Origin of the sequence: Mesorhizobium sp. L103C119B0 (genome assembly GCF_000502235.1) — a bacterium.
In the GTDB taxonomy this organism is placed as follows: Bacteria; Pseudomonadota; Alphaproteobacteria; order Rhizobiales; family Rhizobiaceae; genus Mesorhizobium.
The window spans coordinates 337,194-361,871 of record NZ_AYXE01000006.1 but is presented as its reverse complement, the minus strand read 5'-3'; the positions used below and the strand labels follow the sequence as shown (position 1 = coordinate 361,871).

The following is a 24,678-nucleotide window of genomic DNA, read 5'->3' as shown; positions in this document are numbered from 1 at the left end:
GACGTTCCGCCGTCTCAAAACAGCCGCCCAATGCACGGAATGCGACAGAGGCGACGGCGCAAATTCGCCATCGCTCGCCGGGAAAGCTGTGAACGCTACTGAGTCAGGACGTTGCTGATCTCGACCATGTTGGAGCGCACGCGAAGCACGTAGAAACCCATCGTCGTCAGGTGCGTCGGCATGATCCAGCCATCCTCGCGGCCATTGGCGATGATGAAGGGCTGGATGCGCAGCGCCGAGACGAATTGCGCATCCATCGTGTCCCACAGATTGCCGAGATGCTTTTCCTTGATGACGTCCTCGAAGTCGGCCTGGGCGCCTTTCATCAGGCCGTAATAGGCATAGAGCTGGGCATAGGCGAACCAGAAGCGGTCGTCGGCGCGGAAGTCGAACCAGCCATTGTTATGGTTTTCGGCGCGCTCCTTGAGGATCGCGGAGGTGGAACCGATGTCGGAGGAGATGCGGTCGATATACTGCTTCAGATTGTCGGCGCGGGCATCGAACGTCGCCTGGCAGCTGCCGAGGCGGGCGTTGAAGGAGCGCAGCTTGGTGACGGCATCGCGATAATAGCTCGGCGTCGGCGTCTTGGGGCCGAACGGGTTGAGGCCGAAATACCAGGTCTCCTCGTCGAACTGCAGATTGCCGCGCGCATCCTGCAGGTCGCCGTCGATCTGCGATGTGGTGCGAACACGCCCGAGATTGTCGGCAAGCTCGGTGGCGGTGCGCCGCACCGCCTGGTTGATGCCGCGCTGGAACGAGGCCTTGTTGTCCATGAACGGCGTGTTGTCCCAGTCGATGCCGAACAGGCCGATTTTGTAGAGGATCATCGACGAGATCCAGGCATTCTGGTTGACGTTGAAGTCCGTCAGGTCGGCCGCCACCTGGGCGATGCCCGAATTGCCGCAGGTCTTGGCGGTGTCGGTGCCGGCGCCGGCCGCGACCTGTTCGCCGGCGGAAATGTTGCGGTTCTCGAAGGTGTATTTGTCGACGTAGTTGGGATCGAACTTGTTCCACCACTGGGTGGCGTAGAAGAAATTGGCGTAGAGACCGATCAACACCAGAAGCGCGAGGCCGACCACAGCCTTCAGGATCCAGCCGCGCTGCGTATACCAGCGCCCAGCCCAGAGGAACGGCCACAGGATCGCGCCAATGACGAGGCCGATGCCGCGGCCTATCCATTGGAAGATGCGGGTGAAGAAATTCACGATCGGATCAAGCATGGCTCTCGTTCACCCCTCAGTCAGTCAGGCCGTAAAGGCGCGTGCGAAACGCCACTTTGTCTTTCAAATATGTGGTTTTCAGAACGTCCACAACATGCGACCGCCAGGCGTCGCTGTAGCCGTCATAGTCCTTGTAGAAGCCCGGCTTGTTGAAGACGTAACGCGAGACAAAGTCCTGCGGCACGAAATCCGAGATCAGCTGGTTGGTCAGCCAGGCGTCGGGATGGTCGGGCTTGCCACGCACGACCAGGAAGCGCTGTTGCGGAAACACATCCTCGATCTTGAGATGGCCGAGCTGGGCGATCTCACGCTTGGCGGCGTTGAGAAAGGGGAAATTGCCGTCCTTGGTGATCAGATCGGCATGGCCATGGATCCAGGTCTGCAGCCAGACCTTGTCGACCTCGGTCAAATTGCGGTTCGGCTCTGTGTCGCGGATGAGAGAGCGCACCACCATCTCGGCGCGATGCTCGAGATAGCCCGAGCTTTCGACCCATGACGCGCGCGGCAATTCGATGCGGCCGGTGCTGGCCAGGAACTTGAACACCTTGTCGGCATCGTTGATCGAGAGATAGCTGACCTGCCAAGGCCGCGAACGGCGAAAGCCGGGGGCGGCCGGGTCGCCGATGACGGTAGTCATATCAGGATCGACGAAGACGTAGACGCCGCCGAAATGGCTGGTCCAGTAGGCGTTGTGGCGGAAGATCACCTGGTCGGGCACCAGCGCATTCTCACGGATATCGCCGCAGACCTTCGCCAGCTCCACCATACGGCTCAGCATGGTGTTGTCGCGCCAGGCATCGGGCTCCTGCTTCAGCCGGTCGACCAGCTTGCCGAGTTCGGCGGCCTTGCCCAGCACGTCCTCGGCCGAAAGCACCCTGAACTCGACCTGGCTGATCGACAGCAGATCCTCGATGTCGTTGACCAGGGGAACGGAATCCTCGATCTCGCCGTAGATGACATCCTTGATGGTCAGCGCATCGATGGCGCGCTGGTTCTTGGACATGAACTCGAACATCAGCTGCGAGGTGTTGGAAAAGGCGGTGTGCACCACCGGCAGATCGATCTGCGACGGCGTCAGGATGATGAAGCGGCGGTTGACCTCATTGGGGTCGAGATAATCGTAATCGCCGCATTCCTCGGCCACTTCGGGCGAGAAGCCGGTGCGGTCGATCTGGAAGCTCTTCAGCTTGGTGGGCTTGAGGCCGAAGGCAACAAGCGCCTTGTTGTAGCGCTGGATGAGGTGCGACTCGTCGACGGTGAGCAAGCGACCGTAGATCAGCTCATTGTCGCGGAGAAGGTCGGGCTTTTTGGCGTGGCTCATGCAGAACGTTCCGAGTGGCGTTGCCTGTTGTGGCGAAGCGCCAACGCTGACGCCTCCCTCTCCCCGTTCTTCACGGGGAGAGGGGGGCGTCAGCGTTAGCGCCAAGCCTTTCAGCACCCGCGGGCAGCGAAGGAAGCTCACGCANCGAGTGGCGTTGCCTGTTGTGGCGAAGCGCCAACGCTGACGCCTCCCTCTCCCCGTTCTTCACGGGGAGAGGGTAAGGGTGAGGGGCAGCGCTAGCATTCAAGGACATGTCTCCCCATGGCCTTTGGCGTCAATAAATCGAAGATCATTGGTCCGGATGTGCCGATCGAGGCGCTGTTCGATAGCTGCCAGTATGGTCGTAGCGATCTCTGGTCCACGCATGCGCCGCCCCTCACCCTTACCCTCTCCCCGTGAAGGACGGGGAGAGGGGGGCGTCAGCGTTAGCGCCAAGCCTTTCAGCACCCGCGGGCAGCGAAGGAAGCTCACGCNAAGGACGGGGAGAGGGGGGCGTCAGCGTTAGCGCCAAGCCTTTCAGCACCCGCGGGCAGCGAAGGAAGCTCACGCATTCCAGAGCCCCTTCTTCTTCATCTCCTCCATCTCGCGTCCCGCCCGTTCGCGCAGGCGTGCGTCGCGCAGCAGCTTCTCCACCGCGGCGTCGTCGGATTTGTCGGAATAGCGGAACTCCGAGTCGGCGTAGCGGTTGATCTCCTGCATGACCATGTCCATCGAGAACGGCCCACGCAGTTCCTCGATCATGGCTTTCTTTTCGTTGTAACCCTTGTGCATGAAGGCTTCCGGCTTCTCGAACCAGTCGTCGGGCAGCTCGATGTCCATGGCGCGCATCTTGATGGCGTCGGTGACGTTCTTGATGGCTCGGCCGGTGAAGCGCGGCTCGGCATCCTTGATCAGGTGCAGATAAGTGCCGATGTCGGCCATCGATTTCGGCGCGCCATTCTCCTTCATGTAGCGCTCATAGACCTTCATCAGCCCGTCTTCCTGAGGCTTCTCGTGCTCCTCATAGGCTTCGGTCACCGCGCGCTGGATCTCCTGCGCGGCGTAGAGCTTGTGGTCGCCGAGTGGGATCTTGTGGTTCTTGCCGGCAAGCAGGACGAAGATGTCGATATAGTCGTCGCGGCTCTGTGGGCCGTCGACCAGCCAGCGGGCGCCGGCGCGCTGGCGCAGCGCATCGTCGACATTTTCGGGATAGTTGGAAAACATGCCGAACGAGCAATTGCCGCGCACCACCGTGCCGGCGCCGGCAAAGGCGTCCATCAAGACGCCGGTGATTTCCTGTTGGCCGGCCGAGGCGCGGTCGTCGGAGCGGCGGGCCGCCACCTGGTCGATGTCGTCGACGGTGCCGAAGCCGATGACGCGTGGGTTCAAGACATTGTTGATGAACTGGCGGCAGTTCTGGCCGGATTTGCCCTGGTAGGACGAGATCTGGTCGACGCCGAAATTCTCATAGGCGAAGGGATAGCCGGCAACCTGGCAATAATTGTTGACGAGGCCGGCGATCATCTGGATCAGCGTCGTCTTGCCGGTGCCCGGCGCGCCATCGCCGATGAAGGTGAAGAGGAAGCCGCCGAGCTCGACGAACGGGTTCAGCTCGCGCTCGAAATCATAGGCCATCAGCATCTTGGCGAGCTTGACCGACTGGTATTTGGCGATGTGGTTGCCGACGACCTCTTCGGGCTTCTTGAAGGTCATCACCAGCGGCTTGGAGCGCTTGCCGGGCGCGACGTCGAAGCCGTCGAGGGTGAAATCGTCGGCGTCGATGCGGATATGGGCGTTCTCGAACGGGCCGATGCCGTCGAAGCGGCCCTTGCGGGCCAGCAGCCCATCAATGGCAACACGGGCGAAAGCACGCGCCCGGGTCGTCAGGTCGCCATCGTCCTTCGACCCGGTGATCGCCCTGTCCAACCCAGCCACGATCGACTTCACCGCGTCCTGCGGCGTGTCGAGCAGGAAGTCGGGTTCGGGGATATCGTTGGGCGCCTCGCCATCGCTGTCGATCAGCTGGAACAGATAGGAGGCAAGGCTGAAGGCCGAAACGTAAGCAGAGGCTGACAGAAGCTTCTTGAAGGTCGCGGCTTCATCGCCTTCGAGCGGTGCGCGGGTGTTCTTGGCCTGCAGGCTTTCAAGGTCGGAGCCTTCGGCGAAGACATCGGAAATGGCGAGCGCAATCGCCAGGCCGCGGCGGGCGCGAAACAAAAGCGTGTGCTGCGGGATGCTCATCAACTGGTCGTCGGGATGGATCGCGGCGACGGTCTTGGTAAGCTCGACCTCGCGTGTGCGGCGCACCGAGCCGACCGAGACGGTGGAGACGAAGCGGCGGTTGGTGCCGGCAAGCGCGGTGCCGGATTCGCGTGAAGGATCCTCCAGCACGACGACGCGAGTGATGAAGCTTTGCGCGGTTGCGCGGTGCTTTTCGATAGCCGCTTCCGGAATGGTGGTCAGGCCGGTGTCCATGAAGGATGCTCCGCGATGTGACGGTCAGACATCTGAAATCACCTGCCCATTTGACAGGATGTGAACCTTGTAGCCGGAAAAGATCTTTTGAGCTTCGCCGGCGGCGTAGAGTGCTTGATAGGCTTCGTGCGGGATCAGGGCGTGGTTCTCGTAGCTCGACACACCCTGGCGCGCGGCTTCGAGATCGTCGGTGTTGATAAAGAATTCCTGCGTGGTCTTCTCGCTCGAAAACAGGCCCTTGCGGCCGGGTTTCTCGCCCTTGGAGTAGACCTCCTGGATGGTCCAGGTGAGCAGCCAGGCATTTTCCGGTTTGCGCACCTTGGCCAGCACCTCGGTCACGGTCGAATTGTTGTCCGTAATGCCTGCGGAATAAAAGGGGCCGAGCACGACGCGGCGCAGCTGCTTAGGGTGCAGCGGCTCGAAATCCTTGTCGAGATTGACCGCAATCGTTGCGGGCGAAAGCGTGTAGGCGGAATTCTTCTCGGTGAAATCGTCGAAGCGATGGGCGAGTTCGGGGTTGAGCAGGCCGTCCACCGGCAGCGGGATGTCGACCCGTTCATTGAGCTTGCCGCTGCTGTCAACGAGCTGCCGGATCATGCTTTCGGAGGAATCCTCCACCGTCACCATGTAGACCAGCGGCAGGTTGGCGCTGCCGTCGAAGCTCGCCCAGTGCACGAGGTAATAGGGGCGCCCGGTCTTTGGATTGACCGAGACCTTGGCCGTCTGCGCCAGCGAGAACGGGCCAAAAGTCTGTTCGCTCTTGACGTCCTCGAGATAGAGCCGCTCGGCCATCGACTTCTGCAGCGCTTCGGGGAATTCCTTGTGGCGCAGGATGAAGTCGGCCATTTCCTCGCGCAATTCGCCGGCCAGCGGAATGTTGGCCAGCCGCGCCTCGGCCTGGCGGCGGTCGTTTTCCAGTTCGAGCAGGTTCTGGAAGACGGGATAGCCGCTGTCGGCGCGCGAAATGCGGAACGTGTCCATGAAGCCGAGCCGGTTGCGCCAGCAGGAAAACGATTTGTCCAGCCGGGCAATGTATTCGGCGACAATCTTGGCGACGATGCCGTGCCGGTAAAGCGGCGAGCGGTCGTCGCGCATGAACACTTCGAGGCCGCTGAGTGCCGCCGTGATGGCGGAAAAATAGCGCGCCGCCGCTTCGTTTTCGGGAGTCATGCCGGTGTGCCCGCGTGCAGCCGCTCCTTACGACTGCACGTAGTTGGCCGAATTGTGCTTCTTCATCACGTCGTCGAAACGGCGGGCGAAGGCGTCGTCGGCGAGCTTCTTGCGGCGCTGGATGTCGGAGCTGGCGACCATGTTCTTCTCGTGCATTTCGAGAAGATCGCCGATGTGCTTTTGCGAGGCGGCGCCAATGCCGGCCATGGTCTCTTCGGCGGTGTTGTCGACCTGGCTGCCCAGCGTGTTGATCTTGTGGGCGACATCCTGCTGGGCGGCGGTCTTCAAGGAATCTTCCAGTGCCTTGTAGAGCACGATGCGCTGCTCGGTATCGATGGTCAGCTTGTTGATAAGCGTCGACTGCGCTGCGATCTGATTGTTGAGCGAATCGACGAAGGTCTGGAACATCGAGGTGTAGCGTTCCAGCGTCTGGCTCTCGGCCAGAAGCTCCTGCTCCTTGGCTTGCTTTTCATTGTATTCGGTCGCCAGTTTCGAGCGCTCGCCCTCAAGCTGCGTGCGCTCCTTCTGACTGGTAGAAGCGGCGATCTTGTTTTCGATGTCGAGCAGCAGCGGATTGACCTCCTCGATGCGCTTCTGCACCGCCTCGAGGTTGGTCATGGTGACCTTGCGGCGCTCGATCACCTGCGACAGGCTGTTTTCCGAGGTCTTGTAGCGCTGGTCGAGGACCTCTTTCTGCGCTTTCAGGATGCCGACGATGGTGTCGGACTTGACCAGAAGCTCCTGCAGATTGCCGGCCAGCGACATGTTGCGGACGCGGTCGGTGCGCATGCGCTGCTTGCGTTGCGCCGAGAAGACACCGACGAAGCTTTCCCAGCCGGTGTAGTTCTTCATGCTCTCGAATTCAGTGCCGAAGACGTTGGTGGCGTCTTCCAGCCCGATGATCAGGTCGGCAATGTTGCCTTCCATCACCTTCTGCTGCTTCAGCACGTCCTCAATGCGGGCATTCTCGATGTCGAAATTGGCGTCGCCGATCTTCTTGTCGGCGGTGGCCAGCGTATCAAGCACCGTGCCCGACTGCTCGATCTTGGAGCGCATGTCCTGCACGACCTGCCTGGTCTTGGCAATTTCGGCATCGAAATTCTGCAATGTCGCCATAGGGGCCTCCCGCTTCGGCTTCCGGTCGCTGGCTGCGAACAGCGGCGAATATATGTGGGGTATCAGGGGATTGAAAGACGCAAGACAAGACCCGCCCCGAAAACAAAAAAATGCCTGGTCGTCTTGAAAGGCAATGAAGGCGGGGTCATGGCGTGATTAACCAGCCGGCCAAGTATTGTTCAATTGTCATTGAACTTTGACGGCTGCGAAGAAGTCGATCTCGGACAGTGTGGGTGTGCTGAATTCGACAGAGGGCTCAATGAGTTGCAAGTGCGAGACAGCTGGCGGAAGCCGTCGCCATCACGCTACGCATCGCGCTGTTCAAGGCTTCGGATCGGCCTTCAGATAGGCGATGACGTTGGCGATGTCCTCGTCGCTGCTCAGGCCGGAGAAGCCCATCCTGTTGCCGGGTACTTTCAGCTTGGGAGCGCCGAGATAGGCTTTGAGGTTGGCTTCGTCCCAAACGAGGCCGGCCGCGCCGGCGTCCTTCATGGCCTGCGAATAGTTGAAGTTCTGGGCGGTGCCGGCGGTGCGGCCGACGATACCGAGGAGATGCGGGCCGACCTTGTCGCGGTCGCTTGCCGCCTCGTGACAGGCCATGCAGCGGTAGAACACTTTCTTGCCAAGTGCTGCATCGCCATCGGCCAGCGCGGCGAGGATACCGGCCAAGTAAATGACAAGGCCTGATGAAATGGCTCGAAGCATGGCGGTTCCCGGCTGGCTCTGGCTGAGGGCAAAATAGGCTGCAGGCCTTAACAAACGCCGTATGCCGGTGGATAGCAGCCGGGCTCAATCCGTGCGCGGGATCGCCGCGACCGCCTGCTTGACCTGCTTTTCAATCGCCGCCGACGAATGATTGTCGCGCACGAAAGCGCGGCCGATCTCCGCCATCTCGGCGGCCGCTTGCGGGCGTGTCGCGAGATCGATGATTTTCAATGCCAACTTGCCGGCATCGTCGCTGGACAGGAAATGCCTGCCCGCCTGCAGGCCAAGCCCTTCGACGGCCTTTTCGGTGGCGGCGACGACAAGGCCCGCCGCCATCGCCTCCAGCACCTTGATGCGGGTTCCGCCGCCGAAGCGCAGCGGGATCGGCGCATAGCCGGCACGCCCAAGCAATTCCGGCAGATGCGGTGGGTTCTCGATCAACCGCAGACCATGCCTGGTGCATAGACCGCGCACGACATCGCGCGGGTTTCTGCCGGCGACGGTGATCGACCAGGGCCGGCCGGAGGCGGCGAGGCGCGGCGCCATCGCGCGGCCGATCTGCTTGACGGCGTCGATGTTTGGGAAGTAGCCGAGATGCCCGATGAAGCACAGGCTGAGCTCACTGAAGCGCTCGGCAGCAATCGGCAGGGAAAGCACGCTCTCGTCTGGAATGGGGTTGGCGACGAACCTGACGTCGTTGACGGGGCCGAGAGCGGACAGAAGCGCTTCGTCGGCCCGCGAACAAACCCAGACCTGGTCGGCCAGGGCAGCCGCACACCTGTCGGCTTCGCGCGCCTCTGCCTTCCTTCGCCTGTTTTGGCGCCAGTCTCGAATTTGCTGCCACAGCGTCAGGCCGGCGATCCGGTCGGACACCGTCCGGGAATCGATGTTGTGCTGGTCAAGGACGGTGCGCGCGCGATGCTTCGGCGCCAGCGTCAGCAGCTGCGAAAGCACAATTTCCTCGATCACCACGAGATCGGGCGCGAATTCCCTCCAGATGGCGTCGGCTTCGGCCAGCTCGTCGTCCGGCATCATATGCACGGTCGGGTGCGGGCTGCGCCTGCCCCAAGGCGCCCTGCCGCGCGCTGCCTCGATGATCCGGTGACGGATGTTCGGCGGTGTGGAGGGTGCCGGGGCGCCAGTCAGGCTTACCGTCAGGACTTCGCCCATCGTTGCCAAAGCGCGTGCATTGACGGCGTTCCGGATCTCGCCGCCGGAGATCGGCGGAAACGGGCAATCGACTGTGAACTGCAGAATTTTCATGTTGCCCGGCGTTCAGCCTCTGGTGAAGCCAATGAAATCGTCGGGCGCGGCGCGGCCCATTTCCTCTTCCCAGTGGCGGCGGCAGAGCGAGACATAGACGTCCTTGCCGATCGCCACCTGTTCGCCTTGTCTGGCCACCTTGCCGTCAGCGCCGAGACGCACGACCATCGTCGCCTTGCGGCCGCAGCGGCAGATGGTGCGCACTTCGCGCAGATCGTCTGCGATGGCCAGAAGCGCTCGCGAACCGGAAAACAGATTGCCCTGGAAATCGGTGCGCAGGCCGTAGCACATCACCGGGATGTTCAGCCGGTCGGCGATACGGGCGAGCTGCCAGACCTGCTCTTCCTCGAGAAATTGCGCCTCGTCGACAAAGATGCAATGCACCGTCGTATGTTCGTGATGCTCGGCGACGCGAGCGTAGAGATCGTCGCCGTCGCGGAACATCTCGGCCTCGGTCTCCAGGCCGATGCGCGACGAGATCAGCCCGGTGTCGCCCTTTCTGTAGTGGCCGGCGACGAACAGCATCGTCGTCATACCGCGTTCGCGATAATTGTAGGACGCCTGCAGCAGCATTGTCGTTTTGCCGGCATTCATCGTCGCATAGTGGAAGTAGAGCTTGGCCATGCCGTCCTTTTAAGCCGAGTTGGCGCGGCGCGGGGAGAGGGCACCGCTGCATTTCATGGGAAAAGCCGTCTGCAATCGAAAAAGCGGCGGGCGTGTCGCTGTTTGGCCAGTCCGCGCCGTTGATCGTGATTGTCTTAGCGCTTGAAACCACACCAGAATGGTGTTTGGCTGACGAAACAAGGCGGGCAGAGAAACCGTAACTACGCTTCGCCAAAGAATCACAATGGGAGACTGCCAATGTCGCGTATGAACACCTTCGTCGCCGGCCTCGGCCTGGCGACTTTTCTGTCCACGAGCGCTGCACTTGCCGGCGATCCGGAGAGCTGCAAGGCGGTGCGCCTTTCCGATGTCGGCTGGACCGACATCCAGGCAACCACCGGCGTCGCTTCGGTGCTGCTCACCGCGCTCGGCTACGAGCCGCAGACGATCCAGCTATCGGTACCGGTGACCATGGCGTCGCTGAAAAACAAGGATCTCGACGTCTTCCTCGGCAACTGGATGCCGTCGATGACCAACGACATCAAGGACTACACCGCCGATGGTTCGGTCGAGACGATCGGCACCAACCTGACCGGCGCCGGCTACGGCATCGTCGTACCGACCTATGTCGCGGAGGCCGGCGTCAAGTCGCTGACCGACATCGGCAAGTTCAAGGACAAGTTCAACGGCAAGATTTACGGCATCGAGGCGGGCAATGACGGCAACCGCATCATCCTCGACATGATCAAGAACCCGAAGGACAATCTCGAAGGCTTCGAGCTGGTCGAGTCCTCGGAAGCCGGCATGCTGACGCAGGCCGAGCAGTCGATCAAGAACAATGAGTGGATCGCGTTCCTCGGCTGGACGCCGCATCCGGTGATGGGCGCCATGAAGCTCACCTATCTCGACGGCATGGGCGACAGCGGCTTCGGCGCCGCCACCGTCTACACCAATGTGCGCAAGGGCTACACCACCGAATGCCCGAATGCCGGCAAGTTCATCGCCAACCTGAAGTTCAACCTGGACATGGAAGGCGAGATGATGGACGCGATCCTGAAGGGCGGCGACGCCAACACGGTCGCAGCCGACTGGCTGAAGAAGCACCCTGACGCGGTTGCGCCGTGGATTGCCGGCGTCACCACCTTCGATGGCGGCGATGCGGCAGCGGCGGTCAAGACCGCGCTCGGAAGCTGAGCCGACTAATTCGGCCAAGCCGAACCAGGAAGGGCAGCCAATCTAGAAAAGGCTGCCCTTTTTCATATCCTGTGAGAAGATGACCTAATGAGAGCGGAGGCCGGAAGCAGGCGGTCTCTCGCATGAGAGGGGCGATATGGATCCGATTTCGAAATTCATGGTCGATCACAAGATACCGATCGGCGCCTGGGGAAAGGCGTTCTTCGGTTTCCTCACCGACAATTTCGACACCGTGTTCAGGGCCTTCTCGAATGGCCTCAATTTCCTGCTCGACGGGCTGGTTGGCATCCTTTTGATGGTGCCGCCGGTGCTGCTGGCGCTGATCATCGCCATCATCGCCTGGCTGCTGCAGCGCTCGCGCCCGCTGGCCATAGGCGTCTTTCTCGGCCTGATCTTCATCATCAACCAGAACCTCTGGAAGCAGACGGTGCAGACGCTGGTGCTGGTCGTGGCCGCCGCCGCCATGGCGATGGCCATCGGCGTGCCGCTCGGCATCTGGGCCGCGCACAAGCCGAAGGTCTACCGCATCATGCTGCCGGTGCTCGACCTGATGCAAACGCTGCCGACCTTCGTCTACCTGATCCCGGTTCTGACCCTGTTCGGTCTCGGCAACGCGCCCGGCCTCATCGTCACCATCATCTTTGTCATCCCGACCGCGGTCCGGCTCACCCATCTCGGCGTCGTCTCGGTGCCGAAGTCGATCATCGAGGCCGGCGAGGCGTTCGGCGCCACCAAGCAGCAGCTGCTGTGGAAGGTCGAGCTGCCCTCGGCCTTGCCGACCATCATGGCCGGGCTGACGCAATCGATCATGCTGTCGCTGTCGATGGTGGTGTTTGCAGCACTGATCGGCGCCGGCGGCCTCGGCACTGAAATCAACCGCGCGCTCGGCTCGCGCCGCATCGATCTCGGGCTCGAGGCGGGCCTGGCGATTGTCGTACTCGCCATCGTGCTCGACCGGATGACGCGTATCGGCGTTGGAGGCAAGAAATGACCGTCGCCGTCGATTTCAAAAATGTCGATATCGTCTTCGGGTCCGACCAGGCCGGTTCGCTGGCGCTGATCGACGGCGGCGCCACGCGCGCCGAAATCCTCGAAAAGACCGGCAATGTGCTGGGTTGCGCCGGCGCCAGCCTGACCGTGCATGAGGGCGAAATCTCGGTGCTGATGGGCCTGTCCGGCTCGGGCAAGTCGACGCTGCTGCGGGCGGTCAACCGGCTCAACGTGGTGTCGCGCGGCCAGGTGCTGGTCAAGGACGGCGACAATATCGTCGATGTCGTGACCTGCGATCAGGCGACGCTGCGGCGGCTGCGCCAGAAGCAGGTGGCGATGGTGTTCCAGCAGTTCGGCCTGCTGCCTTGGCGTACGGTGGAGGAGAATGTCGGCCTCGGCCTCGAACTCGCCGGCGTGCCGGAGCAAGAGCGCAAGGAGCGCGTGCAACGCCAGCTGAAACTGGTCAATCTCGACCAGTGGTCGAAGAAATACGCGCATGAGCTGTCCGGCGGCATGCAGCAGCGCGTCGGCCTGGCCCGTGCCTTCGCCACCGAGGCGCCGATCCTGCTGATGGACGAGCCGTTCTCTGCGCTCGATCCGCTGATCCGCACCAAGCTGCAGGACGAATTGCTGCAGCTGCAGGCGGAGCTGAAGAAGACCATCATCTTCGTCAGCCATGATCTGGAAGAGGCGCTGAAGATCGGCACCCACATCACCATCATGGAGGGCGGTCGCATCGTGCAGACCGGGGCGCCGGAAGACATCGTGCTCAAGCCCGCCAATGACTATGTCCGCGACTTCATCGCCAATGTGAATCCGTTGTCGGTGCTGACCGCCTGGAACGTCATGCGCGACAGCCGCGACCTCGAGCACGGCGATAATGGCTGGGTGTGGCTCGACCGGCGCAAGACGACGCGCTTTAAGATCGACGAGCACGGGCTGGTGGCGGCGGCGGAACGCGACGGCAAACCGGCGGTATGGGTTTCATGCGCCGATGTCGAGGCGCAGCCGGAGGAGACGGCGCAAGTGTTCTGGGCCAACCCCGGCACGTCGCTGAAGACGGTGATGCTGGCCATGCACCGCTCGCAGACGGCACCGGTGGCGCTGTTCGACGACCAGTCCCGCTTTGTCGGCGCGATCGGGATACGCGATGTGCTGAGCGCGGTGTTGCGGCGCTAGATCATGATGAGATTTGGTTGAAATCTCATCATGATCTAACCCTTTGTTGGAGCATGATCTTTTCCAAAAACCGGTACCCACTTTTTGGGATCATGCTCTAAGCCAGACCGATGCGCGTGGCCCCGAGCTTGAACAGGGCTGTGGCATCCCGGTCGAAGCGGAAGGTGTCGATGAAGTCGTCGGCTCGGTAATCCGGAAGCGTCTTGCGGATGGCGGCGGCGAAGTTTTTCGCCTCGTCCAGCCGCCCAGCCAACGCCAGGCAGTGGGCGGCGATCGACAGGATGATGACATGTGCGTTGGGGCGGGCGGCCGCCTTCAGTGCCCAATCGGCTGCTTCGTCGAACTGGCCGAGGCGGACATGCGCCATGGCGCGTGCGCCCAGCATGCCGAACAGCATCGGGTCGAACGGCGACAGATGGCGCGAATGATCCGACGACCCGATCGCCGCTTGCGGGTCGCCCGACTGCGAATGCACGAACGACAGCGCATAGTGGCCAAGCGCGAAGTTCGGGCTGAGGTCGACGGCTCTTTGCAGTTCTAGCACGGACGCATCACCCTCGCCGCGCAGCCACAGCGCCCGGCCCATCGCCCAGTGCGCGGCGGGATTATGATCGTCGACCAAAACGCTCTGGCCGGCCGCCTCAAAGGCAAGCGCGCTGTCCTGGTCGCGGTCGCCCCAGCGCTGGAAGGCGCTCTGCCAATGGGTGAAGGACAGGCCGGCATAGGCGCGGGTAAAGGTCGGATCCTGCTGCAGTGCGATGCCGAAGAAATGCCTGGCCTGCTCGTTTTCGCTGCGGGTGAAGCGATACATATGCCAGAGTCCTCGATGGTAGGCCTCCCAGGCATTGAGCGAATTGGGCGCCTTCAGCATGGCGCGGTTGCGCTCGACCATCTCTATCTCGGATGAGATAGAGGCCACGATGCTGTTGCCGATATCGTCGAGGACAATGAAGATGTCCTCGGCCTTGCGCTCGAAGGTCTCGGCCCAGACGATCCTGGCCGTGCGAACCTCGACAAGCTCGACAGTGACGATCAGGCGACCCGTCGCGCTGCGCACCGTGCCGGTGGCGACATAGTCGACATTCAGCCTTCGGCCGGCATCTTCCGGCGCGATGTTCCTTTCCGCCAGGGCAAAGACCGAGCCCCGGGCGATGACAAAGAAGTCCCTGAGCTTGGCGAGGCGGGTAATGATGTCGTGGGTCAAGCCATCGGCCAGCCCGCCACGAGCGCCGCTACCGGCGTCTTCGGCAAATGGCATCACGGCCAGCGAAGCCTTGTGCGGCGTCGCGGCTTCTAAACCGGCAAGCATGACTGACGCCTGGTTCGGCCCGGGCGGAGCTGCCGGTTGTGCCGGCAAAATCGCGCAGGGCCGTTCGCTGCGGATGGACAGCCATGCCTCGCGCACCGGGCCGAAATCCAGCTCTTCCGACTGGAACAACTGCGCCGCAGCGGCAAGATGGTCTTCGCAGGCGCCGAACTGGCCGCGCCGCGCCAGCCTCACCAGGAGTGCGACATGGGCGCTGCTGTCGAACGGGGTCAGTTCCAGCCATTTTTCGAGATGGGCGGAGACGGCTTCGGAATCGGCCGGCAGCGTCTTGACCAAATGTTCCAGTATAGCCGCGTGGCAGGAACCGAGACGGCGGCGCTGCGCGGTCAGCCAGCTGTTGAAGAGAGGGCTGCGGTCGATCTCCAGCCCTTCGAGGAAGTCGCCGACGAACAGGCCGGAGAGCGACTGCAGTCGCATCGGCTCGAGCGTTTCGATGCCTGCGGCAGCCGCCGCCGCGACATCCAGCACGTCGACTGAGATGCCGTCGAGATCGAGCGCGATCGTATCGCCCGATGTTTCGATTCTGCAGCGGCCCGGTTCGTCGAGCGCGGCCCGCAGCTTGCTCAGGCACCAGCGCAGCTCACCCCTGGGATCATTTGGAACATCCCACAGCAACTCGCAGAGCCTGCCACGTCCGACCGGATGGGGCGCCAGCGCCAGATAGGCCAGCAGCGCGCGCAGCTTGCGCGATGCCGGCAAGACCACCGGGACGCCGTCGCGCGCAATCGTCGGCGGCCCAAACAGGCGCACGACAACACCTTGATGGCTGCTCGCCAGGCTCGATTCCACGCCAGATACCACGCCTGCTCCCACGCTGACCTGCCGGCCCCTGCTTTACCACCGAGCACGACAAAGTGCACCCGGCTCGCAAAATTTGTGCGCCGAATGTGGTGTTTACCACAGTGCCGCACGTCAAGGACCTGTAGTGCGGCAAGGTGTCGAAATCTCGCCGCCCAAACCGCCGGTGTGTAACCGGCCCGTGAGCAAGAACCAGGAGTCTACCATGTTGCATCAGCAGAAAATCAGAACCACGGCCGGCCGCGGCCGCCTGTTCGACAGCATTCTCGACACCATCGGCGACACGCCGGTCATCCGCGTCAATAATCTCGGACCGGCGCACGCCACCATCTACGTCAAGGCCGAGTTCTTCAATCCGGCGGCGTCGGTGAAGGACCGGCTGGCGCTCAACATCATCGAGGAAGGTGAACGCACCGGCGCGCTCAAGCCTGGACAAACCATTGTCGAGGCGACCAGCGGCAACACCGGCATCGGTCTTGCCATGGTCTGTGCGCAGAAGGGCTACAAGCTGGTGGTGACGATGGCCGACAGTTTCTCGGTCGAGCGCCGCAAGCTGATGCGGATGCTGGGCGCCAAGGTGGTGCTGACGCCGCGCGCCGAGAAAGGCTTCGGCATGTACAAGAAGGCGGTGGAACTGGCCGAAGCGAATGGCTGGTTCCTGGCCCGCCAGTTCGAGACCAAGGCCAACGCCGACATTCATGAAGCTACCACGGGACGCGAGATCGTCAACGATTTCGCCGGCTCGCGGCTCGACTATTTCGTCACCGGCTACGGCACCGGCGGCACCGTCGTCGGCGTGGCGCGGGTGCTGCGCCGCGAGCGGCCTGAGACCCGGATCGTGCTCACCGAACCGGCCAACGCGCAGCTTGTCGGCAGCGGCAAGCGGCAGATGCGTGGCGCCGGCGGAGCGCCGGCCGCCAGCCATCCGGCTTTCGAACCGCACCCGATCCAGGGCTGGACGCCGGATTTCATCCCGCACGTCCTGCAGGAGGCCATCGATGGCAACTTCTATGACGAGGTGATGCCGATCGCCGGGCCGGAGGGCATGAAATGGGCCAAGGCGCTGGCGCAGCAGGAAGGCATCTTCACCGGCATTTCCGGCGGTTCGGCTTTTGCCGTGGCGCGCCAGATCGCCGGCACAGCGCCGGCCGGATCGGTGATCCTGTGCATGCTTCCCGATACCGGTGAACGCTACATGACCACGCCTTTGTTCGACGGCATCGAGGCCGAGATGAATGCGGAAGAGCTTGCTCTCTCGCGCTCGACGCCCGGTTGCCAGTTCCCGGCATGATGACGCGGGAGCAAATTGCATGGACGCGATGCCTGGACACTCGGCTACCAGTACCGAGGAAACGCTTGACCCCTCGGACTGGGCCGATGTGCAAAGCCTGTCGCATCGGATCGTTGACGATGCCGTCGCTTACCTGCGCGATGTCAGGCAACGGCCGGTGTGGCAGGAGATGCCTGGAGATGTGAGGGATTTCTTCACCGCCTCGCTGCCGCAATCGCCGACCGCGCTTGCCGACATCTATGGCGATGTCGTGGACAAGGTGATGCCCTATCCGATGGGCAACATCCATCCGCGCTTCTGGTCCTGGTATATGGGGTCGAGCAATTTTACCGGCGCGATCGGCGATTTCCTGGCGGCAATCCAGGGCTCCAATCTCGGCGGCGGCAACCATGCCGCCGCCCTGATGGACGGCCAGGTGGTCGACTGGTGCAAGCAGATGATGGGCATGCCGGCTTCGGCCAGCGGCACGCTGGTCAGCGGCGGCTCGATGGCCAACATCATCGGGCTCACCGTGGCGCGCAACACCAAGGCCGGCATCGGCGTGCGCGAGCACGGCGTTGGAGCAATCGAAAAGCCTTTGCGTTTCTATGGCTCGGACCAGGTCCATTCCTGTCACCGCAAGGGGATGGAAGCGCTCGGTCTCGGCAACAAGGCGCTGCGCCGCATTGCCAGCGACGCCGGCCTGCGCATCGACATTGAAGGTTTGAGGACTGCGATATCGGAAGATCGCGCGGCCGGGTTCAAGCCGGCCTGCATCATCGGCAACGCCGGCACTGTCAACACCGGCGCCATCGACGATCTGCAGGCGCTGGTCAAGCTGGCGCATGAGGAGGACCTCTGGTTCCATGTCGACGGCTGCATCGGCGCGCTGATCGCGATCGCGCCTGAGAATGCACATCGCGTCGCCGGCATCGAATGGGCCGATTCCATCGCGCTCGATCCGCACAAATGGCTGCATGCGCCTTTCGAGGCAGGCTGCGCGCTGGTGCGGGATGCCTCGGCGCATCGCAAGACCTTCGCGGTGACGCCGGAATATCTGGAGTCGACACCGCGCGGCCTCGCCTCCGGCCAATGGCTGCACGATTACGGCCTGCAGACGTCACGCGGCTTCAAGGCACTCAAAGTGTGGATGGCATTGCGAGAACACGGCGTCGAAAAATTCGGCCGCCTGATCGACCAGAACATTGCGCAGGGGCAGTATCTCTCAGGGCTGATCGCGGCCGAACCAGCGCTCGAACTGACGGCGCCGACCAGCATCAACATCGTCTGCTTCCGCTATCGCGCGGATGGTCTCGATGGCGAGCGCGCGAAAGCGCTCAACACCGAGATCATGCTGAGGCTTCAGGAAGACGGAACCGCCGCCATTTCCGATACCACGGTGCAAGGCCGGCATTGCCTCAGGGTGGCGATCAACAACCACCGGACCCGGCGCGAGGATCTCGACCTTCTCGTCGCCGAAACGGTCCGCCTGGGCAACGAGATCGCTTCTGCCTGACCGGCCATGGGGTAGAGCAAGCGGCTCTCAGCCGCTGGCGGCCTCCTGGAAATCGCCCTTCGTCACGGGGAACGCCAGGCCGGGAAGGTAAAATGTGATCGGCCGGATTTCGTAGACTGCCGAGGGATTCACGCGGCGCAAGTCGCGCGCGGCTGCAATCGCCGCCTCCTGCGTGGCGCAGTCGAGGACATAAAGACCCAGCAATTGTTCCTTGGTCTCGGCAAACGGCCCGTCGATGACGATGCCTTCGCCCGGACCGCGCAGCGTCACGGCGTCGGCGGTCGCGCCCAGTCTTGCCGCCGGCCCGAGCTTGCCTTCGCGGGTCAGCCTGGCGTTGACTTCGAGCAGGTCGTGCATCAGCGCCGCATCCTGCTGCGGCGTCAGGGACTGGATGGTCTGTTCGACGTGATAGGCCAGGATGGCGTAAAACATGCGGCGATCTCCTCCTGTTCGAGCGGCTGCACTATTGCAAGGTTGGGTTGGCTGATCCACCCCCGGTGCCCATCGAGACGCTAGTCTGCTGCCTCATGCCGCCAGCGGCAGGCTGAGCTCCGTCAGCAGGCCGCCGCAGGGACGGTTGGACAGGTTGACATCGCCGCCGGCGGCACGCGCAATGTTGCGGGCAATGGTCAGGCCGAGGCCGAGACCGCCGGTCTGGCGGTTGCGCGATTGCTCCAGCCGCACGAAGGAACCGAACACCTGGTCGAGCTGCGCCTGCGGTATGCCCGGCCCCTCGTCGCGGATGACCAGCGTGACCGTGCCGTCCGACTGCCGCAGGCTGACATGGGCTTTCTTGCCGTAGGTCACGGCATTCTGGACCAGATTGTTGACGCAGCGCTTCAGCGCCACCGGTCGCGCGATGCAGATCATGCCACGCGGCCTGGCGCCGTCATGGTCGAACGTGACGTCCTCGAAACTGTCGGCGATCGATTCCACCAGCGACCAGAAATCGATCCGCTCGCTCTTCTCCTCGGTGACTTCGAAGGTGGCGAAGTCGATGACGGAGCTGGCGATGCTCTCGATGTCGGCGAGGTCGTGGGCCAGCGCCTCGCGGGCCGTCGATCTGCGCAACAGTTCGAGGCGCAGCCGCATGCGGGTCAGCGGCGTGCGCAGATCGTGGGCGAGCGCGGCGGCCAGATGTTCGCGGTCCTCGACATAGTCGCGCAGCCGGACCTGCATGGCGTTGACGGCTTTGGCCGCGGCGCGGATTTCGCGGCTGCCGGTCTCGGCGATCGGCGGGCTCTTCAGGTCCGTGCCGATCCGGTTGACCGCCGTTTCCATCATCCGATAGGGCGCTGTCAGCCGGCGCAGCGACCAGATCGACATGATCACCACCAGGGCCGCGATCAGCGAATAGAGCGGCAGGCTGTCGAAGCTCAATATCGGTCCGACCGGCGTGTTGGGCTCGGTGAAATTCAGCCATTGGCCGTCGGCGAAGCGGACAGATGCCGTCAGCTTGTCGCTCTGGGCGAAGCTGGCCGCCAGCGATAGCAGGTCACGCTCCACCGCGCCGACATCCTTGGTCACGGCCACACCGCCAGGCGCGTTGGCTGCCTGGGTTGCCGGATCGCGCCGGACGCGGGCGTCGGTGATGCCGAATTTCGACAGCCGCCCGACCAGGATGTCCTCGAGTTCGGCCAGTTCGTCGTCGCCGGCGATCGACGAGGTGACCGCGGGCGTGTCCGAAACGGTGAGCGCATAGGTGGCGTTGAACAGACCGGAGGCCGTCAGCTTGCGCTGCTCCGGCGTGTCGTCATGCATCAGCTGCACCAGCGAATAGGCGCGGTCGTTAAGCCGGTAGAGATCGACCTCGTCATTGGCGACGGCGCGATCGCGCGAGACGATATAGAGCGTAGCGACCTGGCTGATCAGCAGGCCGGCAATGACGATGAGCAAAACCCAGACCGGCAGGGTTTGCGGCAGGAAACGTCTCATTCGGAGGTGGTCTCGGGCAGAAACTGGTAGCCTCCGCTGCGCACGGTCAGGATCAGTTTCGGCGTCTTGGGGTCGTCTTCCATCTTGCGCCTGAGGCGGCTGACCAGGATGTCGATGCTGCGATCGAAGGAATAGTCGCTGTCGCCGCCGGAAAGCTCGATGAGCTGGTCACGGGTGAGCACTCGCTGCGCGCTTTTAACGAAGGTCTGCAACAGGTTGAACTCCGCCATCGTCAGCTCGACCCTGACGTCGCCCGGCGCCATCAGCCGGCGGCGCGAGCAGTCCATCGTCCAGCCGGCGAAATGATAGATCTGCTTGGTGGTGGCGCGCTTCGGCTCGGCAGCACCATTGCGCCTCAAAACGGCGCGGATACGGGCCAGCAGCTCGCGCGGATCGAAGGGTTTGGGCACATAGTCGTCGGCGCCCATCTCCAGGCCGACGACGCGGTCGGTGGTCTCGGTCACCGCCGTCAGCATGATGATCGGCGTCGAGTAGCTGGCGCGCAGGTCGCGGCAGAGCTCCAGCCCGCTCTTTCCCGGCAGCATCACATCAAGCACGATCAGGTCTACCTGCGTGCGGCGCAGTATGTCTTCCATCTCGACGCCGTCGGCGGCAACCGTAGTGCGCAGGCCCCGCTTCTGGAAGAATTCCTGAAGCAGGTCGCGAATGCCCTTGTCGTCGTCGACGATCAGTATGTGCGCATCGGATTTCACGGCGATCCTGTCATTGCTGGCGGCCGGTCGGCGGCTGCCTTCTGAGTCTGCTTCTGTGGCGTCACCCACACGATAGAATTCTGGCCACATGTTGGCCAGCGGCGATGATCGCCCGCAAAGCCGATTTGCCAGAAACAATCCAGAAACAAAATTCTATAGTCCGGAAAAACTCCCGAAAAAAATCAAGGGCATAAAAGGTGCCGTGGCGGTCAGGACATCGGCTGCGACGCGAAGTCTCCGGAGTAACGGACATCACCAATGCACAGGTTCACGATCAGCTTGATGGGTGCGCTGCTCAGCATTCCGCTCGTCACAGCCGCGGTCGGAGCCACAACCGCAAAGGTGACGCCGATCACAAGGAGCGAGCGCTGCATCGATCTCAATCGCCAGGTAGACGAAGCCCTTGAAACCCATGCCGCGGCAACGCAGGTCACCGCGGCGAAAGCACTGCAAAGAAAGGGAAACCGGTTCTGCGCCAACAAGAAACAGGCACAGGGTATCCGGATGCTCGCGAACGCTTTGAAGCTGCTTGGAGTGACACCGATCGACCCGGTTCAGTGACACTCGAAACTCGACCCGCACAAAGAAGGAAATGAAGCCATGAAAAAGTCCATCCTCTCCGCCACCGGTCTCGCCGTCGCTCTCGCTTTCGCAATGCCGGCTCTGGGCAATGCCGCTGCCACCACGACCGCTGCTCCGGCTGCTTCCACGACCACCGCTCCGGCGACCACGACCGCCAAGCCCCCGGTGAAGAAGGTCGTCGCCAAGAAGCCCGTCAAGAAGCACAAGAAGGCGAAGAAGGTCGTCAAGACGGACGCCCCGAAGGCCTGATCCAGACAGCCAACAGGCTTGTCTGTAACAAGGCCGCTCCAGCACCCCCCCGGCTGGAGCGGCCTTGTCGTGTGAGTGCATGATTACCCGTTGATGGGTGCCGGCCACCCAGGACTTTAACCCGTTTGCAATGCCGGTCCGGTAGGATAGCCCGCATGAAGAAGCGGCTTTCATCCATTCTGCGCTCGATGGCCATCGGCGGCCTTGTGGCCTCGGCAATGGTCAGGGTGCTGATCCAGTTCACCGCCAGCCCGGTGCCCGATCCGGTGAGCGGGCGCACGGAGCCGTCGCTGTTTGCACCGGCAATCTCCAGCAGCTGGCAATACATCACACCATGGCAAAGCCTGCTGCTTACCGTGATCACCGGCGCGGCGCTGGCCTGCTTCTTCGGCTGGCTCGCGGTCGCCTGGGTCGAATACAAGGCGGCCGGATCAAGGCCGGATGCGGCATCCAGCGCACGGCAATTCCAGGCTCGTCGCGTCGCCGATCGCCAGAGCCGTTGAACCGCAGCGTACAGTTCCTAAATTTGTGAACGGCAGCACTTCCGGGAAGCCGGTTTGGCGCGCCGATCAAAATGGACGACGGCTTTCCCCCATGACAAAGTGAGAGCGACCCCTCGCGCGATACCGGTTCCCGATGCCTGAAATCAGTTCCAAACCCCGCACCAAGACCAAGCCGCGGACCGAGCGGCCGAAGCTCTACAAGGTCATCCTCATCAATGACGATTTTACGCCGCGCGAATTCGTGGTGACGGTGCTGAAGGGCGAGTTCAAGCTCAGCGAAGACCAGGCTAACCGGGTGATGATCACCGCGCACCGGCTCGGCGTTTGCGTCGTTGCCGTCTTCACCAGGGATGTCGCCGAGACCAAGGCGACACGGGCCGTCGACGCGGCCAAGGCCAAGGGGTACCCGCTGCTGTTTACGACGGAGCCGGAGGAGTAGGTTGAGCGTCTTTCTCCCCGTATAGTGACGGAGAAGGGATCCTTACCTTCCCTCTCTGTACCACATCGCGCCCATGGCCAGCAGCAGCAGGCAAAGGCCGAGGAAGCCGCCGAACAGGGGTACGCGCGAGACGGCTTTGAGCACGCTGTCGTCGGTGCTGCGCAGGCCGATCCAGTCTGCGCCCGAGGCCGCACCGGAGGCGCGGACCGGGACGATGGAGGGCAGGGCGACGCTGCCGGTGAGCTGGCCAAGGGTGGAGGAGGCCGCCAGCCGGCGCACGCTGCCGCCCGTGGCCTCAGTCGGAGCCTTCAAGCGGTCCTCGGTAGAGACGACGTCGGAGAATTCCGGCGCGTTGACCGGGCCGACATGGGCGAGTGCGGTCAGGTCACCATTGCCGATCTGGTAGAGGCCGATCTCCTTGGTCTCGATGCTGCCCAGGAAAACGCCGGGTTCGGACTTCTCCAGCTTGACGATCAGCGCCTTGCCCGAAGGGGTGATCACCTGCGCCGGGCCGGGATCGTCGCTCATCGTCTGGCGGCGGATTTCCAGCATCATGCCGCGGCCGTCGGCGGTCAGCCGCTCTTCCTCGAGTTCAGGTTCCTTCATCAGCCAGTGGGCGATGCGGCGGTAAAGCTGGACATGCGGCCCGCCACCCTCGAAGCCGCGCGCCCATAGCCAGCCCTGATCGGACAGAAGCATGCCGACGCGGCCTTCGCCCTTATGATCGAGCAGAAGCAGCGGGCGGTTGTCGGCGCCCTTCATCACCACTTCGCCTTCGGGGTTCTGCACGCCGATGGTGCGGAACCAGCGGCTCCAGCGCGGCGGCTCGGTCGCCGAGCCGTCGAGGCCGCGCGTCACCGGATGGCGCTGGCCGAGATCGGTGAGGCGCGGATAGAAGGCCTTGTCGATGACTTCGCCGGTCGGCATTGCCGGCAGCGACGACATTAGCGGGGTGCGGGCAATCGAGGAGTCGCCGGCATATTCCGGCCCGGCGGCGATCAGCAGCGCGCCGCCCTTTTCGACGTATTCGGAGATGTAGTCGTAATAGAGGATCGGCAGCACGTCGCGGTGCTGGTAGCGGTCGAATATGATGAGATCGAAATCCTTGATCTTCTCGACGAACAACTCGCGGGTCGGGAAGGCGATCAGCGACAGTTCGTTGATCGGCGTGCCGTCCTGCTTTTCCGGCGGCCGCAGAATGGTGAAATGGACGAGATCGACCGAGGCGTCGGATTTCAGCAGATTGCGCCAGGTGCGCTCGCCGGCATGCGGTTCGCCGGAAACCAAAAGCACGCGCAAGTTCTCGCGGATGCCGTCGATCAGCGCGATGGCGCGGTTGTTGGCGTCGGTCAGTTCGCCCGGCTCGCGGTCAATGGAGAGTTCGACGATGTTGCGGCCGGCGCCGGGGATGGTCACCTGCAGCGGCATCGCCTGGCCGATGGTCGCCTCTTCGACCGCGACCTGCTCGCCATTGACCGAGACGCGGACATCGACCGGGCCGGTTTCGCCGTCGGTGGCGATGACGCGGTAGGTCATGTCGAGCGGCTTGCCGACGAGGCCGAAGCGCGGCGCGTTCTCGAAGCGGATGCGGCGGTCCTTCTCGTGCTCGTTGCCGGTGATCAGCGCGTGCAGCGGCGCATTGAAGTCGGGGGCGGCCGGTGCGTCATGCACCTCGCCATCGGTGATCATGATGGCGCCACCGATGCGCGAGGGCGGCACGTCGCGGAAGGCGCCTTCAAGCGCTGCAAAAAGCTTGGTCTCGGTGAGCTCGTCGGCAGCTTCCGACTTGCCGGCCTCGACGACGCGGACGTCGAACTGCTTGAAGCGGCCAAGGCGCTGCTGCAAACCGGCAAGCGCTTCGTCGGTCTGTTTGGTCCGGTCGCCGATATCCTGGCTCTGGCTGCGGTCGACGATGACGGCAACGACGCTCTTCAGCGCCTCGCGCTCCTCATCGAGGAAGACCGGATTGAGGAGTGCTGCGCCCAGCGCAATCAGCGCCGCGAAGCGGAAGATCGCGCCGCGCTGGCGAAACCACAAGCCGACAGCCGCCAGCACCAGCAGCGGTGCGAGCACCAAAGCCAGCAAGGGCCAGGACAGCAGCGGTTCGAAGGAAACCGACCAGTTCATAGGC

The 24,678-nt window shown here is 62.9% G+C and carries 23 protein-coding genes; 10 read left to right on the top strand and 13 right to left on the bottom strand.

The features are described 5' to 3' along the window. Positions 1 to 95 precede the first annotated feature (95 nt). The gene (locus tag X728_RS154195) at positions 96 to 1,220 is read right to left on the bottom strand and encodes a DUF2333 family protein (RefSeq protein WP_023831439.1); all 1,125 of its coding nucleotides are present in this window, start codon (positions 1,218 to 1,220) and stop codon (positions 96 to 98) included. Between the two features lie 16 nt (positions 1,221 to 1,236). Continuing rightward, positions 1,237 to 2,541 (bottom strand): DUF6638 family protein, encoded by a 1,305-nt coding sequence (locus X728_RS154200; RefSeq protein ID WP_023683664.1) that lies wholly within the window; start codon positions 2,539 to 2,541, stop codon positions 1,237 to 1,239. Positions 2,542 to 2,802: 261 nt separating this feature from the next. On the opposite strand from X728_RS154200, the gene X728_RS1000000170295 reads away from it, so the two are divergent. Further along, positions 2,803 to 2,940: a hypothetical protein gene (locus tag X728_RS1000000170295; RefSeq protein WP_023749803.1), complete on the top strand. Its 138-nt coding sequence runs from the start codon at positions 2,803 to 2,805 to the stop codon at positions 2,938 to 2,940. Positions 2,941 to 3,084: 144 nt separating this feature from the next. On the opposite strand, the gene X728_RS154205 is transcribed toward X728_RS1000000170295, so the two are convergent. From X728_RS154205 to X728_RS154230, 6 genes are all read right to left on the bottom strand, one after another. After that, a complete protein-coding gene (locus X728_RS154205) occupies positions 3,085 to 4,995 on the bottom strand; it encodes an ATP-binding protein (RefSeq protein ID WP_023831438.1) in 1,911 nt (636 codons plus the stop codon). A 24-nt stretch (positions 4,996 to 5,019) separates the two neighbouring features. Next, on the bottom strand, positions 5,020 to 6,165 hold the full coding sequence (locus X728_RS154210) for a hypothetical protein (protein ID WP_023669989.1): 1,146 nt from the start codon (positions 6,163 to 6,165) through the stop codon (positions 5,020 to 5,022). Between the two features lie 27 nt (positions 6,166 to 6,192). Then, positions 6,193 to 7,281: a hypothetical protein gene (locus X728_RS154215; RefSeq protein ID WP_023669990.1), complete on the bottom strand. Its 1,089-nt coding sequence runs from the start codon at positions 7,279 to 7,281 to the stop codon at positions 6,193 to 6,195. Positions 7,282 to 7,602: 321 nt separating this feature from the next. After that, a complete protein-coding gene (locus X728_RS154220) occupies positions 7,603 to 7,986 on the bottom strand; it encodes a cytochrome c family protein (RefSeq protein ID WP_023669991.1) in 384 nt (127 codons plus the stop codon). Positions 7,987 to 8,070: 84 nt separating this feature from the next. Beyond that, on the bottom strand, positions 8,071 to 9,249 hold the full coding sequence (locus X728_RS154225; RefSeq protein WP_023831437.1) for a glycosyltransferase: 1,179 nt from the start codon (positions 9,247 to 9,249) through the stop codon (positions 8,071 to 8,073). 12 nt (positions 9,250 to 9,261) lie between these two features. Next, entirely contained in the window at positions 9,262 to 9,873 is a 612-nt protein-coding gene (locus X728_RS154230; RefSeq protein ID WP_023669993.1) for a thymidine kinase, read from the bottom strand. A gap of 237 nt (positions 9,874 to 10,110) precedes the next feature. Here X728_RS154230 and X728_RS154235 point away from each other — a divergent pair, with 237 nt between their 5' ends. The 3 genes from X728_RS154235 to choV all read left to right on the top strand — a co-directional run bounded on the left by X728_RS154235 (position 10,111) and on the right by choV (position 13,215). Beyond that, positions 10,111 to 11,046, top strand: a complete 936-nt coding sequence (locus tag X728_RS154235; RefSeq protein ID WP_023686157.1) for a choline ABC transporter substrate-binding protein — start codon at positions 10,111 to 10,113, stop codon at positions 11,044 to 11,046. Between the two features lie 136 nt (positions 11,047 to 11,182). After that, positions 11,183 to 12,037 (top strand): choline ABC transporter permease subunit, encoded by an 855-nt coding sequence (gene choW, locus X728_RS154240; RefSeq protein ID WP_023669995.1) that lies wholly within the window; start codon positions 11,183 to 11,185, stop codon positions 12,035 to 12,037. After that, the gene (gene choV, locus X728_RS154245; RefSeq protein ID WP_023669996.1) at positions 12,034 to 13,215 is read left to right on the top strand and encodes a choline ABC transporter ATP-binding protein; all 1,182 of its coding nucleotides are present in this window, start codon (positions 12,034 to 12,036) and stop codon (positions 13,213 to 13,215) included. Before choW ends, choV begins: the two co-directional genes overlap by 4 nt. 97 nt (positions 13,216 to 13,312) lie before the next feature. On the opposite strand, the gene X728_RS154250 is transcribed toward choV, so the two are convergent. Beyond that, complete coding sequence (locus X728_RS154250) at positions 13,313 to 15,343, bottom strand: transcriptional regulator (RefSeq protein ID WP_050589892.1); 2,031 nt, start codon at positions 15,341 to 15,343, stop codon at positions 13,313 to 13,315. Positions 15,344 to 15,545: 202 nt separating this feature from the next. Between X728_RS154250 and X728_RS154255 the strand changes: the two genes are divergently transcribed. Both X728_RS154255 and X728_RS154260 read left to right on the top strand, forming a co-directional pair. Further along, positions 15,546 to 16,631 (top strand): pyridoxal-phosphate dependent enzyme, encoded by a 1,086-nt coding sequence (locus X728_RS154255; RefSeq protein ID WP_023831435.1) that lies wholly within the window; start codon positions 15,546 to 15,548, stop codon positions 16,629 to 16,631. A gap of 19 nt (positions 16,632 to 16,650) precedes the next feature. Next, on the top strand, positions 16,651 to 18,126 hold the full coding sequence (locus X728_RS154260; RefSeq protein WP_023831434.1) for an aspartate aminotransferase family protein: 1,476 nt from the start codon (positions 16,651 to 16,653) through the stop codon (positions 18,124 to 18,126). A 27-nt stretch (positions 18,127 to 18,153) separates the two neighbouring features. On the opposite strand, the gene X728_RS154265 is transcribed toward X728_RS154260, so the two are convergent. From X728_RS154265 to X728_RS154275, 3 genes are all read right to left on the bottom strand, one after another. After that, positions 18,154 to 18,558 (bottom strand): YciI family protein, encoded by a 405-nt coding sequence (locus X728_RS154265; RefSeq protein ID WP_023686152.1) that lies wholly within the window; start codon positions 18,556 to 18,558, stop codon positions 18,154 to 18,156. A 93-nt stretch (positions 18,559 to 18,651) separates the two neighbouring features. After that, a complete protein-coding gene (locus tag X728_RS154270; RefSeq protein ID WP_023686151.1) occupies positions 18,652 to 20,061 on the bottom strand; it encodes an ATP-binding protein in 1,410 nt (469 codons plus the stop codon). After that, complete coding sequence (locus tag X728_RS154275) at positions 20,058 to 20,774, bottom strand: response regulator transcription factor (protein WP_023670002.1); 717 nt, start codon at positions 20,772 to 20,774, stop codon at positions 20,058 to 20,060. The genes X728_RS154270 and X728_RS154275 overlap by 4 nt, the downstream gene beginning before the upstream one ends. 258 nt (positions 20,775 to 21,032) lie before the next feature. Between X728_RS154275 and X728_RS154280 the strand changes: the two genes are divergently transcribed. The 4 genes from X728_RS154280 (at position 21,033) to clpS (ending at position 22,547) form a co-directional block, all read left to right on the top strand. Further along, positions 21,033 to 21,335 (top strand): hypothetical protein, encoded by a 303-nt coding sequence (locus X728_RS154280; protein WP_023683677.1) that lies wholly within the window; start codon positions 21,033 to 21,035, stop codon positions 21,333 to 21,335. Positions 21,336 to 21,374: 39 nt separating this feature from the next. Beyond that, a complete protein-coding gene (locus tag X728_RS154285) occupies positions 21,375 to 21,605 on the top strand; it encodes a hypothetical protein (protein ID WP_023670004.1) in 231 nt (76 codons plus the stop codon). 155 nt (positions 21,606 to 21,760) lie between these two features. Further along, on the top strand, positions 21,761 to 22,108 hold the full coding sequence (locus tag X728_RS154290; protein WP_023670005.1) for a hypothetical protein: 348 nt from the start codon (positions 21,761 to 21,763) through the stop codon (positions 22,106 to 22,108). A 133-nt stretch (positions 22,109 to 22,241) separates the two neighbouring features. After that, the gene (gene clpS, locus X728_RS154295) at positions 22,242 to 22,547 is read left to right on the top strand and encodes an ATP-dependent Clp protease adapter ClpS (RefSeq protein ID WP_023670006.1); all 306 of its coding nucleotides are present in this window, start codon (positions 22,242 to 22,244) and stop codon (positions 22,545 to 22,547) included. 42 nt (positions 22,548 to 22,589) lie between these two features. Here clpS and X728_RS154300 read toward each other — a convergent pair whose 3' ends face one another. Further along, positions 22,590 to 24,674 (bottom strand): membrane protein, encoded by a 2,085-nt coding sequence (locus tag X728_RS154300; protein ID WP_023691601.1) that lies wholly within the window; start codon positions 24,672 to 24,674, stop codon positions 22,590 to 22,592. Between the last annotated feature and the right edge of the window lie 4 nt (positions 24,675 to 24,678).

Coding starts and splice junctions, on each gene's coding strand:
- X728_RS154225 (WP_023831437.1), bottom strand. CDS start 9,249: ATGAAAATTCTGCAGTTCACAGTCGATTGCCCGTTTCCGCCGATCTCC.
- X728_RS154300 (WP_023691601.1), bottom strand. CDS start 24,674: ATGAACTGGTCGGTTTCCTTCGAACCGCTGCTGTCCTGGCCCTTGCTG.
- X728_RS154280 (WP_023683677.1), top strand. CDS start 21,033: ATGCACAGGTTCACGATCAGCTTGATGGGTGCGCTGCTCAGCATTCCG.
- X728_RS154235 (WP_023686157.1), top strand. CDS start 10,111: ATGTCGCGTATGAACACCTTCGTCGCCGGCCTCGGCCTGGCGACTTTT.
- X728_RS154270 (WP_023686151.1), bottom strand. CDS start 20,061: ATGAGACGTTTCCTGCCGCAAACCCTGCCGGTCTGGGTTTTGCTCATC.
- X728_RS154205 (WP_023831438.1), bottom strand. CDS start 4,995: ATGGACACCGGCCTGACCACCATTCCGGAAGCGGCTATCGAAAAGCAC.
- X728_RS1000000170295 (WP_023749803.1), top strand. CDS start 2,803: ATGGCCTTTGGCGTCAATAAATCGAAGATCATTGGTCCGGATGTGCCG.
- choV (WP_023669996.1), top strand. CDS start 12,034: ATGACCGTCGCCGTCGATTTCAAAAATGTCGATATCGTCTTCGGGTCC.
- X728_RS154265 (WP_023686152.1), bottom strand. CDS start 18,558: ATGTTTTACGCCATCCTGGCCTATCACGTCGAACAGACCATCCAGTCC.
- X728_RS154210 (WP_023669989.1), bottom strand. CDS start 6,165: ATGACTCCCGAAAACGAAGCGGCGGCGCGCTATTTTTCCGCCATCACG.
- X728_RS154220 (WP_023669991.1), bottom strand. CDS start 7,986: ATGCTTCGAGCCATTTCATCAGGCCTTGTCATTTACTTGGCCGGTATC.
- X728_RS154290 (WP_023670005.1), top strand. CDS start 21,761: ATGAAGAAGCGGCTTTCATCCATTCTGCGCTCGATGGCCATCGGCGGC.
- X728_RS154260 (WP_023831434.1), top strand. CDS start 16,651: ATGGACGCGATGCCTGGACACTCGGCTACCAGTACCGAGGAAACGCTT.
- X728_RS154215 (WP_023669990.1), bottom strand. CDS start 7,281: ATGGCGACATTGCAGAATTTCGATGCCGAAATTGCCAAGACCAGGCAG.
- X728_RS154195 (WP_023831439.1), bottom strand. CDS start 1,220: ATGCTTGATCCGATCGTGAATTTCTTCACCCGCATCTTCCAATGGATA.
- X728_RS154200 (WP_023683664.1), bottom strand. CDS start 2,541: ATGAGCCACGCCAAAAAGCCCGACCTTCTCCGCGACAATGAGCTGATC.
- X728_RS154230 (WP_023669993.1), bottom strand. CDS start 9,873: ATGGCCAAGCTCTACTTCCACTATGCGACGATGAATGCCGGCAAAACG.
- clpS (WP_023670006.1), top strand. CDS start 22,242: ATGCCTGAAATCAGTTCCAAACCCCGCACCAAGACCAAGCCGCGGACC.
- choW (WP_023669995.1), top strand. CDS start 11,183: ATGGATCCGATTTCGAAATTCATGGTCGATCACAAGATACCGATCGGC.
- X728_RS154285 (WP_023670004.1), top strand. CDS start 21,375: ATGAAAAAGTCCATCCTCTCCGCCACCGGTCTCGCCGTCGCTCTCGCT.
- X728_RS154255 (WP_023831435.1), top strand. CDS start 15,546: ATGTTGCATCAGCAGAAAATCAGAACCACGGCCGGCCGCGGCCGCCTG.